The 13477-nt window shown below is 36.5% G+C and carries 12 protein-coding genes, 2 pseudogenes and 1 riboswitch; of the genes and pseudogenes, 2 read left to right on the top strand and 12 right to left on the bottom strand.

Translation table 11 applies throughout. The features are described 5' to 3' along the window. Nucleotides 1-104: 104 nt before the first annotated feature. Together QMD71_09205 and pheT are read left to right on the top strand one after the other, a co-directional pair. Nucleotides 105-1655 (top strand): phenylalanine--tRNA ligase subunit alpha, encoded by a 1551-nt coding sequence (locus QMD71_09205; protein ID MDI6841004.1) that lies wholly within the window; start codon nt 105-107, stop codon nt 1653-1655. Next, nucleotides 1622-3319 carry a phenylalanine--tRNA ligase subunit beta gene (gene pheT, locus QMD71_09200; GenBank protein ID MDI6841003.1) on the top strand — a complete coding sequence of 566 codons (1698 nt, stop codon included), beginning with the start codon at nt 1622-1624 and terminating at the stop codon, nt 3317-3319. Before QMD71_09205 ends, pheT begins: the two co-directional genes overlap by 34 nt. Nucleotides 3320-3321: 2 nt before the next feature. Here the strand turns inward: pheT and QMD71_09195 are convergent, their stop codons facing one another. The 12 genes and pseudogenes from QMD71_09195 to rplM form a co-directional block, all read right to left on the bottom strand. Then, nucleotides 3322-5319 (bottom strand): TonB-dependent receptor, encoded by a 1998-nt coding sequence (locus QMD71_09195; GenBank protein MDI6841002.1) that lies wholly within the window; start codon nt 5317-5319, stop codon nt 3322-3324. Nucleotides 5320-5454: 135 nt separating this feature from the next. Beyond that, nucleotides 5455-6116, bottom strand: a pseudogene (locus QMD71_09190) (adenosylcobinamide-GDP ribazoletransferase). Next, nucleotides 6116-6907 carry an ABC transporter ATP-binding protein gene (locus tag QMD71_09185; protein MDI6841001.1) on the bottom strand — a complete coding sequence of 264 codons (792 nt, stop codon included), beginning with the start codon at nt 6905-6907 and terminating at the stop codon, nt 6116-6118. The pseudogene QMD71_09190 and the gene QMD71_09185 overlap by 1 nt, the downstream one beginning before the upstream one ends. Continuing rightward, complete coding sequence (locus QMD71_09180; protein ID MDI6841000.1) at nt 6907-7920, bottom strand: iron ABC transporter permease; 1014 nt, start codon at nt 7918-7920, stop codon at nt 6907-6909. Before QMD71_09180 ends, QMD71_09185 begins: the two co-directional genes overlap by 1 nt. Before the next feature lie 5 nt (nt 7921-7925). After that, nucleotides 7926-8795: an ABC transporter substrate-binding protein gene (locus tag QMD71_09175; protein MDI6840999.1), complete on the bottom strand. Its 870-nt coding sequence runs from the start codon at nt 8793-8795 to the stop codon at nt 7926-7928. 17 nt (nt 8796-8812) lie between these two features. Continuing rightward, nucleotides 8813-9698 (bottom strand): annotated as a pseudogene (locus tag QMD71_09170) (nicotinate-nucleotide--dimethylbenzimidazole phosphoribosyltransferase). Nucleotides 9699-9706: 8 nt separating this feature from the next. Further along, a complete protein-coding gene (gene cobU / locus QMD71_09165) occupies nt 9707-10261 on the bottom strand; it encodes a bifunctional adenosylcobinamide kinase/adenosylcobinamide-phosphate guanylyltransferase (protein ID MDI6840998.1) in 555 nt (184 codons plus the stop codon). 69 nt (nt 10262-10330) lie between these two features. After that, nucleotides 10331-10554, bottom strand: a riboswitch (cobalamin riboswitch). Between the two features lie 66 nt (nt 10555-10620). Next, nucleotides 10621-10983, bottom strand: a complete 363-nt coding sequence (locus QMD71_09160) for a retroviral-like aspartic protease family protein (protein MDI6840997.1) — start codon at nt 10981-10983, stop codon at nt 10621-10623. 83 nt (nt 10984-11066) lie between these two features. Further along, complete coding sequence (tsf, locus tag QMD71_09155) at nt 11067-11660, bottom strand: translation elongation factor Ts (protein ID MDI6840996.1); 594 nt, start codon at nt 11658-11660, stop codon at nt 11067-11069. Beyond that, on the bottom strand, nt 11644-12360 hold the full coding sequence (gene rpsB / locus QMD71_09150) for a 30S ribosomal protein S2 (GenBank protein ID MDI6840995.1): 717 nt from the start codon (nt 12358-12360) through the stop codon (nt 11644-11646). The genes tsf and rpsB overlap by 17 nt, the downstream gene beginning before the upstream one ends. Then, nucleotides 12345-12731 (bottom strand): 30S ribosomal protein S9, encoded by a 387-nt coding sequence (rpsI, locus tag QMD71_09145; protein ID MDI6840994.1) that lies wholly within the window; start codon nt 12729-12731, stop codon nt 12345-12347. The genes rpsB and rpsI overlap by 16 nt, the downstream gene beginning before the upstream one ends. Continuing rightward, the gene (rplM, locus tag QMD71_09140) at nt 12732-13130 is read right to left on the bottom strand and encodes a 50S ribosomal protein L13 (protein MDI6840993.1); all 399 of its coding nucleotides are present in this window, start codon (nt 13128-13130) and stop codon (nt 12732-12734) included. Nucleotides 13131-13477: the final 347 nt, after the last annotated feature.

Here is a 13477-nt window from a genome sequence, read left to right as displayed (position 1 = left end):
AATTTAACGTTTTCACGTAATAATTATCTTTAACATTTTAAAATAATAACTACATGGATAAGAAAAAACTTGATAAAATTGAAATTTGAAGTATTATTAATGACATGGATGAGAGTTATATTAAAGGATTACATCCATTGGAGAGCAAGATTATTCTTTCATTTAAGACTTGTAAGCAATTAAAGTTTTCTGAGCTTGTGTCTCTTACTGGACTATCAGAGCCAGAAACACATAGGGCAATACAATGGCTGATTACAAAGAAGATTATCAGTGTTATTAAAAGAGATGTCAAAAGAAATGTAACTTTAACTGAACTTGGAAATAGATATGCAAGAGAAGGGTTACCTGAGGTCAAAATTATAAATTTGCTTAAGAAAAAGGATGCAGTAAAGCTAACAGAAACTGGGCTAGCCTCAAAAGAGATATCAGAGGCTATCGGCTATTTGAAAAGTGCAGGAATTATTAATATAGAGACAGGTATGATTAAACTCAGAGATCCTTTAAAGATTAATAATGGCATAAAAGGTCAGAAGTTCATAGATAAGATTAGGGGCAGGACTATCAATTTTGACGAACTCTCAAATGATGAGCAATCTATTGTTAAATCTATGTCAAGGAAGCGTGGAAAAACGAGAGGAGTCTTCCGTGTGGATGAACGAGAAGAATTTACATATAAAATTACGGATTTAGGTAAAGCTGTCTTGAAGATATTAATAAAAAAAGTAGAACCTTCTGTTGAAGTTTCTCAACTAACTCCGTCTTTGCTAAAAGATGGGAGTTGGAAGGGTAAAGTTTTTCGTGAATACAATATAGATATTAAACCACCAAGGATAGTTATAGGTAAGCCACACCCTTATCGTGAATTCCTTGATAGAGTGAGGGAGAAATTGATTTCAATGGGTTTTTGTGAAGTATCAGGTGAGCTTGTTGAAAACGAGTTCTGGAATATGGATGCTCTCTTTATGCCACAATTCCATTCAGCCCGTGAAATTCATGGTATTTACTTTATACGGTCACCAAAATACTCAAAAGAAATTGAGCCTAAAATTTTAGGTTGTGTAGCACAAACTCATCAAGATGGGTGGCATACTGGGTCACGAGGTTGGGGATATAAGTTTGACAGAGAACGAGCAAAGAGGCTAATACTCAGAAGTCATGGTACAGCTTTATCTGTAAGAACATTGGCTTTACATCCAAATCCACCGGGTAAATATTTTGCAATTGCACGTTGCTTTAGACCAGACCCAGTTGATGCTGCACACGCACCTGACTTCTTTCAAATTGAAGGTATTGTGGTGAGTAAAGATGCTAATTTTAGGTCACTTCTTGGGCTTTTAAAACTATTTGGAACTGAAATTGCTCAATCAAACGAGATTAAGTTTATACCCGGTTATTTCCCATTTACAGAGCCATCAGTTGAGCTTCATGCAAAGCATCCAAAACTTGGCTGGGTAGAGCTTGGTGGGGCAGGAATTTTCAGACCAGAAGTAACTATGCCTTTAGGGGTAAATGTGCCAGTTCTTGCATGGGGATTGGGGTTAGATAGGATGGCAATGATGGTGCTTGATATTCATGACATACGCGACTTGTTTTCACAAGATTTAAACTTAATTCGTAAAAAATGCCAACGATTACTATCTCAAAAAGTGATTTAGAGTCGCTACTTAGAGTCCCGCCTATGGCGGGAGAAGAGTTAGCAAGCTTACTTTCGCTTGTTAAAGGTGAAATTAAGGAAATAGAGAGAGATGAGTTAAGAATAGAACTTATTGACACAAATAGACCAGACTTATTTTGTGTTGAGGGAATTGCAAGAGAAATAAAAGGAAATTCTCTCCCAATTTGTAGGGGCTTGATTAATCAAACCCCTGCGGATAAGGAGATAATTGTCTCGTCCAATTTAAAATCTATAAGACCGTACATTTGTGGAGTCCTTGTTCACGGAATCTCGCTCGATGAACATGCTTTAATCCAGCTTATACAGACTCAAGAAAAGCTTGCCAATGTATATGGACGGGGTAGAAGAGACATTGCTATAGGTGCGTTTAATGCAGATAAGATTGAGTTCCCTCTTTTTTATCGGGCAGTCAACCCAATTGAAAGAAAATTTATACCTTTGGATTTTAATAGAGCACTTAATCTAAAAGAAATATTAGCTACTCATCCGAAAGGCAAAGCTTATAGTCACATTTTGGAAGGATATGCAGAGTTTCCAATATTAGAAGATAATAAAGGAGAGATTCTCTCGTTCCCTCCAATCATAAACTCTGAAACAGTGGGTAAAGTAAAGGTTGGGGATAGCAACTTATTTTGTGACATTACTGGGACTAATTTGGAACAAGTTATACTTGTTGCAAATATTCTTGCATACAATTTTTTAGATAGAGGTGCAAAAGTTGTGCCAATCAAAATAAAGTATCCATGGCATACACAATTTGGAAAAGAGATAGTGTTACCATATGAGTTCAAAGATTTAATAGAGGTCAAAAAATGTGAATTTGAGAATTTACTTGGTGCAGCAATTGAAACAAAAGAAATTAAGGAAAATTTAGTAAAATCAGGCTATAAGATCATTGATGCAGACAGAAAAGATACAATTAAAGTAATCCCACCTCCCTACCGTAGGGATGTAATGCACGGAGTTGATGTAATTGAGGATTTTGCTATTCGTAAGGGATACAATTCTTTTAAACCGGATGAATTAAAAGAATTCACTGTCGGTAAGACAACAAAGTTACAGCCTATCCTTCGTAAGGTAAGTGAGATTATGGTAGGCTGTGGCTTTGAAGAGATAATGTCAAATATTCTGACATCAGAGGATAATATTTTTTCAACAAAAGAACTCTCTATTGGTGATGCAATTGAGATTGATAATCCAATTTCAGAATCATTTTCTGTACTCCGTAACTCAATAATTCCATCGCTTCTTAAAGTTGAGGCTACAAGCTCAAAAGCTGTATATCCTCATAAACTCTTTGAAATCGGTGAGGTAGTAGTCACAGATTCAGAAGCTGTACTTATGAGCAGGACTTTATTTAATCTTGCTGCTTTAATTGCACACCCGGGCGCAAATTTTTCTGAGCTACATAGCTATTTAGATGTTCTATCGTATTATTTAGGCTTTTCTTATAAACTCAAGAAAATATCACACCTTGAGGTGATACCTCCTTCGTTTATTAATGGACGGGTAGGTAGTATTATAGTGAATGCTCAGAGTGTAGGCTTAATAGGTGAAATCCATCCACAAGTGTTAGAAAATTATAAAATCAGACACCCTGTATCAGTTTTTGAACTCTGTATCTCAAAACTACTCAACCTATAAACTCAGAAACCGTAGTTCATTCCAATAATGTAAGTTCTTAGAGGCATTGGATAGCCCCTATCTTTAAAAGAAGTGCCAAATTGTTCAATATAATCCTTATTGAAGATGTTATCTATCCCTATCTCAAGTTTAAGATTTCCCATTCTCTGTGTAAATTTAGCATCCATAACCCAACAACTATTAAGCGGTTTAGTATCCACCGTAACAACAGGGACATTCTCGTAATTTGGATAATAATTTACTCTCTTATCTACGAATCTGGCTCTTAAGTTAAGTTGGGTCCCAGTAGCAGGCTTAAGTGTAACATTAGTTCCAATCTCATATCTTGGTGTAAATGCAGCTATCCTTGTCTTAAATTCCTGCCTTACCTCACCTGTCATCCAATCAGAGTATATAATTTCACGGTTAGTCTGTTTTGCATCAAGATACGCATAGGTAAGCCCCACTAAAAGTTTATCCTTGAAATTGCCATTGAGTTCAAGCTCTCCCCCTTTACAGGAATGCATATTGACGTTTTGAGGCCGCCAAATTCCACCAGTATCAGGTGCCCATGCAATCTTGTCTTTTGTATTTAGTGTAAATATAGATAAATCAGCAACTAAATTTTTATAAAACAAATGCTTAAGCCCTACTTCAGAGTTCCAGCCAGATTCACACTTTAGATTTGGATTCCCACCTACCGGCCAATAAAGGTCATTAAAAGTAGGCGCACGATACGCCTTGCCAATAGAGCTACGGATGATGTCTCTATCACTAAGCCAACAAATTGCTCCAATACTTGGTGATATTTTAGAACCATATTTAGAATGATGGTCATACCGTAGCCCCTCATTGAACTCAAATAAATTCAATACTCTTTGATGAGACTCAAACCAGACACCGTACTCTACACTAACAGGATTCCAATTGATTGTGGTATCATCACCTGTATTGCGGTCAGTGATTACTTGCCTTACTTTGTGATTGGTATTTCGTAATTCAACTCCTCCAGTTGATAAAAACTTTCTAAAATTAAGTTGATATTGTAAACTACTGCCTATAATCTTTGATAGGTATTCGTCGTCTTCATCTAACGTGTCAAGGGTCAACCAGTCATCATACCTACACCGATAATTTAGTTTGTTTTGGTCAAAAAAACTCTTACTCATTAGAGTTAAGAATCCACTCACTTCGTACACAAAGTCTAAACTGCTTGAGATATTCAAATCTTTCTGCCTGTCAAATAGAGATGTTACCTCTTCATTCCCATACTTTGCAGGATTACCTTCAGGTGGAACACAGCCCGGAACACCCAGGTTATCGCTATGAAATAGCAGATTTACTTTAGCTTTGAGTCCATTTTTAAACTTGTACCCTGATTTTACAGCCAAATCATTTGCTATATAATCAGAATTTGCTCTAAACCCGTTAGATTTCTTGATTCCACCTGTAACCAGCCATCCAAAATTGTCAATACTTCCACCATGGTCTAACCTATAAATTTGTGTATTAAACCTACCATAGGAACCATAGCCAGTAGTAGTTAACTTCTTTGGGGGCTCTCTTGTGATAATATTAACTACTCCACCTAAAGCATTTGCCCCATATAAATGAGAAGTAGGACACCTAACAATTTCAATTCTTAGGATATCATCCAATGAAATTTTACTCAAATCACATTCACCAGTTGAAATTGAGTTCACCGGCCGCCCATCAACTAATACTAACACCTGTTGTGAAGTAGAGCCTCGTAAACTTACTGAACTCATAGCACCAAGGGTTCCGTAACTTTTAATATCTACACCTACCACACCACGAAGTAGCTCACCTACATCTTTAGCATTGGTAGCATCAATATCAGCTCGTGTAATAACTGTTGTAGCAACTGGGACATCTCTCAAATATTGCTGTATTCTTGTAGCTGTAACTACAATTTCTTCCATCCTATACAATGGATATTCCTCCTTTGAAAAGGTGGTATCCATAACCATCAAACTTATAGTGATAATTAAAGCAATCATTTTCAGCCTCCTTTTATTTTAAGTTGTAGGGACACACCATGGCGTGTCCTAAACTATAATTCACCACATATATGAGATTGCGTCGCCTTCGGCTCGCAATGACATATGGATACTGAATTTATAATGGTGGCGACCTTATACCCATAAACTTCCTACCATTGCTATACTCAAAAGCAAAATTACTACTGTAATTTCATTAATTGCCCCTAATATGTCACCAGTGACTCCACCAATTTTACGTTTTGCTAACCATAATGTAATGAGTGTTATAAAAAGAGTAATACATATTAGAAAAAATCCCCATAACTCAAAAGAAATAATAGAACCCGCTATAGGAACAATGCTTGCTATACATACAATCTTTGTCCCTGTACCTTCAGTAAAAGGACGACCAATCCCGACCTGTCGGGACTCTATTATTTCTCTGAGGAGGACAAATTTTGCCAATATAAGACATACTACACTTACTGCCCCAATAGCTCCTATACGACTATCTTTCATAATTTGAAGTATTTCATTTTTATTCCTTCCACTAAAAAACCATCCGCCATATCGGCGAAACCCTCAATATGAATTGCGCCCGTGAGAATTATTGAAATGAAAAGTAGAAGTAGAGCAGTGACTGAAGGAGATACAAACTTATAGATGCCCCAGAATACTGCAACTTGTATGCCTCCTATAAATAACCCAATTATAGGAAAGAATATCATTGACTTTGCAAGTAAACTATCTGTGATATAAAGGTTACGCTTAACAGGAATTCTTGTCAGAAACTGAAGTGCTATTAAGAACAACATTATACTTTAATCTTTTCTTTTGAAACCAATACTACATATGGTTTAGAAGAGATAGGATTCTCTTTCACCACTACTACTGTATTGTAAACTTCCTCAATAATTTGATAAGTTAGTACTTCTTGTGGTGTACCAATTTTGTGAATAAACCCATTATTAAGAAGAATTAACCTGTCACAATACTCGCTGGCTAAATTAAGGTCATGTAAAACCATAATTACAGTAAGACCATTTTCTCTATTTAGTCTTCTTATAAGGTCTAAAATTCTTATCTGATGGTTTATATCTAAATGAGCTGTAGGTTCATCTAACAAAAGTAACTTTGGCTCCTGCGTCAGTGCCCTCGCAATTACAACACGCTGCCTTTCTCCACCACTTAATTCACCTATAAACCTATCTTTAAATCTAAAAGTATCAGTTAATACCATTACATTTTGAGCAATATTTTCATCCTGCTTTGTCTCAAGTAACTGAAATCTTCGCCGATAAGGAATTCTGCCCAAAAGAACGAATTCATCTACAGCTATATCAAATACATAATCTTGAGTTTGCGAAACTATTGCAATCGCCTGTGATAACTCCTTAATCCTTATCTCAGCTATATCTTTGCCATCTAAAAACATTTTACCATTTCGTGGTTTAATCACTTTGGTTATCGCCCTGAGTAAAGTGGTTTTACCTGACCCATTTGGACCAATTATTCCACAAATTTCGCCTTTCTCTATTTTAAAATTGATATCCTGGAGAACAAACTTTGAATCATATCCACAAGTTAAATCTTTTACTTCAAGCATCACTTTACTCCTAATACAACCTGTTTCTTATACAAGAAATAGATAAAGATTACACCACCTAAAATTCCTGTAATTACACCAACAGGCAGTTCTAAAGGAGCAACAATTGTTCTTGATAAGGTATCGCAAAGAATAAGAAATGTAGCACCAGCAAAAGCAGAAGTGACAAGCAGTATACGATGGTCTACTCCAACAAACATACGCATAAAGTGTGGAATAACTAACCCTACAAACCCAATTATACCTGCAACTGAGACACTGCATCCAGTGAGTAAAGAGGCAAGTACAAAAAGTAGCCTCTTGGTCATTTCTACATTTATACCAAGATGTAATGCCTCTTCTTCTCCTAAAGCAATCGCATTAAGGTCAACAGAGAAAAAATAAGAGATAATTAGTCCCAAAATAGATATTAAGAGTGCTATTTTTATAAGAAGCCAGTTTGGTTGTTCCAATGACCCCATTATCCAGAAAATAATTCCTTGAAGGTTTTCAACACGAGAGACGGCCATTATAAGCATAATTAAGGACGATGAAATAAAACTTATCATTACCCCTGTAAGAAGGAGTTCTTGAATTTTCAGTCTCCTTTTCCTCGTGCTTAATGAATAAACAAGTAAAATTACAGCAATTGCACCTAAAAAGCCACTTACAGGAATAGATAGAACTCCTATCCGAGTAAGCCTAAATACAAAATTTAAACATACACCTAATGCTGCACCACCAGATATACCTAACGTGTATGGCTCAACTAATGGATTGTGAAACATACCTTGAAGTATAACACCTGCAATACTTAATGCACTTCCTATGGCAAAGCCTAAAATAATACGAGGTAAACGAATTTGAAAAAGAATACTATATTCGGGAGTCCCTTTGCCATTAAAAATTAAGGGAATAATTCTTTTAAAAGATATACCAGCTGCCCCAATGCTTAACGAAAAAATACTCACAGTGATAAGGATTACTACTAATCCAAGTATCCAAATAAGCCAACGACTTAATTTTCTATCCATTCTTATTAATGCAAAATTTTGACTAACTCTTCAAGTGCCTCAACAAAACTTATTGGCGTAGGACTACAAACTTTATAAGAATCCATAATATAAATTCTATTATTTTTTACTGCATTTAAGGTCTTATATCTCTGCCAACTCTTCATTTCTTTTTCCCCCACAATCCCCATAGTTACAATAATGATAACATCAGGATTTTGTTGTATAACCTTTTCTCGGCTATACAGTCCAGTTTTTGCTCCCAAAGCAATATTTACACCACCAGCAAACCCTATTAAATCGTTTAGGAAAGAATCCTTAGTCACTGTGAATAATGGGTTTGCTCCTACTTGAATAAAAACTTTAGGAGGTGTTACCTCAAGTTTAGACAAAGTTTTAATTTTTTTACTAATAGAATCTACTTCATTTTTTACCTGGTAAATAATTTTTTCTGCCTCTTCCTTTTTGCCAATAATCTGTCCTAATTCCAAGAAATTTCTACAAATCTCGTTGAAGTCCTTTTCTACAGGAAATGTAACCACTTTTAGCCCTAAATTTTTCAATTTCTCTTTTGCTTTTGGGTCTGTTAGAGGAGTAGCTAAAACTAAATCTGGCTTAAAGCTTATTATTTTTTCTACATTAATCTCTATTACAGTTCCTATTTTTTCTTTCTTCTTTGCTTCAGGCGGTCTTTCACAATATATAGTGTTAGCTACAAGTCTATCTTCTGCTCCTAAAAGATAAATTTCCTCAGTTATAGCTGGCCCTAAAGAAACTATTCGGTGAGGAAATTTAATAGAATCGCATCCTATACCTGAATTATCTCTTGCGTTTAGTAGATGACAAAATAGTCCGAAAAATAGAATAAACGATAGTATAGTTTTCCTATTTCCCATTTTCTAACTCCTAATTCCTATTTTCTAATTTTTCCCGATACTACAGCATTAGCAAAAGTAGCCATCTGGGTTAGAATTTTGATGCTTACCTCCACTAAACTTATTCCTAAAGCTGCGCCCGTTCCCTCACCTAACCGTAACCCGAGGTCAAATAAAGGAACTAATCCCATCCTCTCAAGCATAACTCTATGTCCAATTTCTTGAGAATTATGTGATCCAATAATGTATTCCTTTGCTATTGGAGCTAACTCTGTAGCTATTAAGGCGCCAGCTGTTGATATGACTCGTACTTTTCTATTAAATGTCTCATCATCAATCCCTGTGCCTCTCCCAGTGAAATTCCTAATCGGCTGCCCACTAAGATAAGCAATGATTGCACTACTTGGAGTAGTATTCCCAATCCCCATATCACCGAGGCCTAAGATATTTATTCCACTTATTTCGTTAACTACATCCATTCCTGCCTCAATAGATTGAATAGCCTTTTCTCTACTCATTGCAGGTCCTTTAGTAAAATTCTTTGTCCCATAGCCTATTTTTTTTATTTTTAATTTTTCTTTCACTCCCATATCATATAACCTTTGCTCCAATATGTCTCGCAATGACATTTATACCTGCGCCACCACGGATAAAGTTATACACCATCTAGGCAGTCACTTCTTGTGGGTAGGCACTTACCCCTTCATCTACGCCATGGTCGCCTACAATAGTGACGATGACTTTGTTCTTAATAGGCGGATTTAAATTTCTTGTAATTTCTGTAATCCTTTTCGCCAATTCTTCCAACCGACCAAGACTACCTTGTGGCTTTGTTAAAGAATCTATCTTCAACTGTGCTTTTTTTATAATCTTGTTGTCTATAGGTTCTATTGCTTTAATCACACTGATTAATCTCTTTGTCATCTCATCCCTTATTTCACTTTAATTGGTATACCAGCAGTTAAAAGAAAGGCTTCATTTGCATCACTTGCTACAATTTGATTTGCTTTCCCCAAGTAATCTCTAAAGATACGACCTAATCGGGTACGAGGGACAACTCCCATACCTACTTCATTAGAGACCACAATTACTTTAGATTTGATATCTTTGAGTATAGAGGCAAACTTTGAAACACGGTTAACAATATTATTCTCAAATTGAGTTACATTTTCTGCTTTCTGCAAAAGTAAGTTTGATACCCAAAATGTAAGACAGTCAAGTATTATCACTCCAGTAGATACATCCAATTTTTTAATCACATCTTCAATATTAAATGGTTCCTCTATCGCTTTCCAATCTTTTGGCCGAGTCCTTTTATGTGCTTCAATTTTTGATTCCATTTCTTCATCACAAGGCACGCCTGTTGCTATGTAGGTTACTTGACTTTTACACTCCCGCCTGGTGGCGAGGCAGGCATTAGCTAAACGGAGAGCATAAGAACTCTTACCACTACATGCTCCGCCAATGATAAATGTAATCTCTGCCATAAAAAAACTCCATCCTTCGGATGAAGGATGGAGTTAAATTAAAAATCCATTTTACCCTCACCTCGAAGGCAGTAATGGACTGTATAGTGGAGGTTTTCTGGCTCTCCCAATTCCCTTAACTCGCCTTCCCATCCCGCACATAATCTATGTACGGGACAGTGACTTTAGTCTTGACTCACTTCAAGACCTGTTAAGGTATACTTTCCCCGACGAATATCAGGGGTCGGGATTACAGCAGCGAGGGCTGTGCCTGACTTACACAGGCTTCCCTACCACTATAACAGTTTTCAAAAAAATGTCTTAAGTTATCCTATCCTTTAGGATAAGGTTACAATTCCCGATAAATTGTGAAACTTCATCTAATAATGATGAATTTTTGGTAATGGGACTAATTTTTTGTTCACAGTGTCAAGAATTAGCCCACATGATTCAAGTGTTACAAGGCCTAAAATAATTGCATCATTTTCTTTTGCAAAAATTACAGGATTAGGCGTTTTTATCCCATTAACCTCTATCCATACATTTCCTATATCACGCTCTTCCACATTACCATTAGCAAATTCAATTTTCACCTTTCTTACTCTTTTCACTTTAAGCTTTTCAAGAAATTCTTCTGGTAGTGCTGTGTAAGTAGCACCGGTATCCACCAATGTATCAACTTCTACTATCTCTTTATCTGCAATAGCTGGCACCTTTATTTTGACAATTGTATCACCAATCAATATAATTATACCTTAGTCTACTCTTCCATCCTAAATCTAACGAACCTGTTTGGGTCGGGAGACCCAAACCTACCCTATATCGTCTACTCTTCTATCCTGAATCTAACAAACCTTTTTACACGAATGTTTTCACGTAGCTTTGAAATATATTCTTTTATAAGTTCCTCAACTGATATTTCTGAATTCTTTATAAATGGTTGCTGAAGAAGGCATACTTCTTTATAAAATTTATCAAGCTTTCCTTTTGCAATTTGCTCTATCACCTTTTCAGGCTTACCTGTCCGTTTTGCTTGCTCTCTGTAAATTTCAAGTTCATGTTCAACCTCTTCTTTTGGGACATCCTCTCTTGATATCCATTTTGGATTAGATGCAGCCACTTGCATTGCAATATCTTTTGCAAGCTGCTTAAATTCTTGTGTCCTAGCAGCAAAATCTGTTTCACACCTGATATCTAATAAGACACCGAGCCTCGCACCAGGGTGAATGTAGGACTCAATAATACCTTCACCTGTAGACCTATCCATTCGCTCAGTTGCCTTTGCAATCCCCTTTTTTCTTAGATAATCAATTGCTTTTTCTATATCACCATTAGTTGCAAGCAAAGCCTCCTTACAATCCATTATCCCGGCATCTGTTTTATCTTTCAATTCCTTTATTAAATTAACCTCTACTTTCACTTTCTCGCCTTTTAAACTCGGCTTTCCCTTCTAATACTGAATCTGCAACTGCCTGTGTTATTAACCTAACAGATTTTATTGCATCATCATTCCCAGGAATTGGGAATGTAATTGGCTCAGGGTCTACATTTGTATCAACAATACCTATTATAGGAATTTTAAGTCTCACTGCCTCATCGACAGCTATCTTATCCTTCTTGATATCTGTGATATAGACAATTCCTGGAAGTTCATCCATATCCTTTATACCTTCCAAATTCCTTTGCATTTTCTTAAGCATCCGCTCAAGTGATAAGATTTCTTTCTTTGTTAGGTCTCCACGGTCATTTTCCTCTTTTTGTGCTTCAATTAACTTCATCCTGTCAACAGTTTTTCTTATTGTAACAAAATTTGTAAGCGTGCCACCAAGCCAGCGCTGTGTACAATAAAATGCACCACACCTCAAAGCCTCCTCTTTCACTATATCAGCAATTTGTTTCTTCGTTCCCACAAATAGTATAGTAGCCCCTTCACTCATCGCTTTCCTCACAGACTCACAGGCTTTATTTAAGAACTCAATAGTCTTTTCTGGGTCAATCACATGTATTCCTTTGCGTTCTGCAAATATAAATGGCTTCATCTTTGGGTTCCAGCGATCACTCTTGTGCCCAAGGTGGACTCCAGCCTCAATCAAATCTTTTACACTTAACGCTTTGTCCATTGGAATGACTTCCTTGCTTTCGCTTTACCATATTTTCTACGTTCCTTCTCTCTCGGGTCACGCTTCAGGAATCCTTTTAATTTTAACTCTTTCCTGAGTTCAGGGTTAAACTTTAAGAGTGCCCTTGAAATACCGAGGACGAGAGCACCTGCCTGACCCGATACACCACCGCCTTTAATATTTGCAATTATATCAAATTGGGATTCACTCTTTATTGTTTTAAGTGGAGCTTCTATGTACTTTAAAAGGTCGTCCCTCTTAAAATAATCTTTTGGCTCCTTATTATTTACTCTTATTCTTCCCTTACCTTCTTTTAAAATTACCCGTGCTGTTGCCCTTTTCCTTTTTCCTGTGGCACAAAAATACTCCATTTATACCTCCAACAATATAGGTTTTTGAGCCTTATGCGGATGATCTGGTCCCTTATACACCTTGAGTTTCTTCAATCTATGTCTACTGAGCCGATTTTTAGGCAGCATCCCATGAACTGCATGATAAATTATACGCTCAGGATGCTCTTCTCTCATTTTATTAAGTGGAATAGTTTTAAGACCCGATGGATATCCTGAATAGCGTTTATAAATTTTATCCTTATCCTTTTTACCTGTAACCACTACTTTACTAGCATTGATGCAGATAACAAAATCACCGTCATCTTTCCATGGAACATAGCTCGGTTTACCCTTACCAATAAGGAGCTGAGCAATTCTAACTGCAAGCCTACCAAGTACTTTACCATTAGCGTCTATCAACCACCACTTATTTCCCATTTTAATTTGAAATATTAGAGGAAAACCCCAAGATTGTCAAGCAAAATCTACAAGGTTGTTACTTTCAAGCAAAAATGTCACCTTTAATTTTTAAGCTAAAATGTCCTCTATCTATCTAATAGAAGTAGTGAAGCGAATTTGCAGCAGATTAAACAAACTAAGATGGTTAAAATGAGGGTTTTAATTTTCAAGCAAGAATGTCCCATATGGTGTATAATCCCCTCTAGACAAGAAAGGAGGGGACATGTTCGCAGAATCTCATACGAGCTCCTACGAGCCGTATGGCCGTATAGCCTGTGGAGAAAAGTTTCAAATAAGAAAGGTTACAGAAAAAGTGGCTGGAAGGT

It is taken from the genome of bacterium, from assembly GCA_030018315.1.
Taxonomy (GTDB): Bacteria; Hydrothermota; UBA3073; order JACQXS01; family JAGMCI01; genus JASEGA01.
The sequence above is the reverse complement of the archived record's forward strand: the minus strand, read 5'-3'. Positions and strand labels throughout refer to the sequence as shown.

Bases quoted from the DNA above. Each gene is read 5' to 3' on its own strand.
- QMD71_09185 (MDI6841001.1), bottom strand. From the start codon at position 6,907: ATGCTTGAAGTAAAAGATTTAACTTGTGGATATGATTCAAAGTTTGTT.
- rplM (MDI6840993.1), bottom strand. From the start codon at position 13,130: ATGGGAAATAAGTGGTGGTTGATAGACGCTAATGGTAAAGTACTTGGT.
- QMD71_09205 (MDI6841004.1), top strand. From the start codon at position 105: ATGGATGAGAGTTATATTAAAGGATTACATCCATTGGAGAGCAAGATT.
- QMD71_09175 (MDI6840999.1), bottom strand. From the start codon at position 8,795: ATGGGAAATAGGAAAACTATACTATCGTTTATTCTATTTTTCGGACTA.
- pheT (MDI6841003.1), top strand. From the start codon at position 1,622: ATGCCAACGATTACTATCTCAAAAAGTGATTTAGAGTCGCTACTTAGA.
- rpsB (MDI6840995.1), bottom strand. From the start codon at position 12,360: ATGGACAAAGCGTTAAGTGTAAAAGATTTGATTGAGGCTGGAGTCCAC.
- QMD71_09195 (MDI6841002.1), bottom strand. From the start codon at position 5,319: ATGATTGCTTTAATTATCACTATAAGTTTGATGGTTATGGATACCACC.
- rpsI (MDI6840994.1), bottom strand. From the start codon at position 12,731: ATGGAGTATTTTTGTGCCACAGGAAAAAGGAAAAGGGCAACAGCACGG.
- cobU (MDI6840998.1), bottom strand. From the start codon at position 10,261: ATGGCAGAGATTACATTTATCATTGGCGGAGCATGTAGTGGTAAGAGT.
- QMD71_09180 (MDI6841000.1), bottom strand. From the start codon at position 7,920: ATGGATAGAAAATTAAGTCGTTGGCTTATTTGGATACTTGGATTAGTA.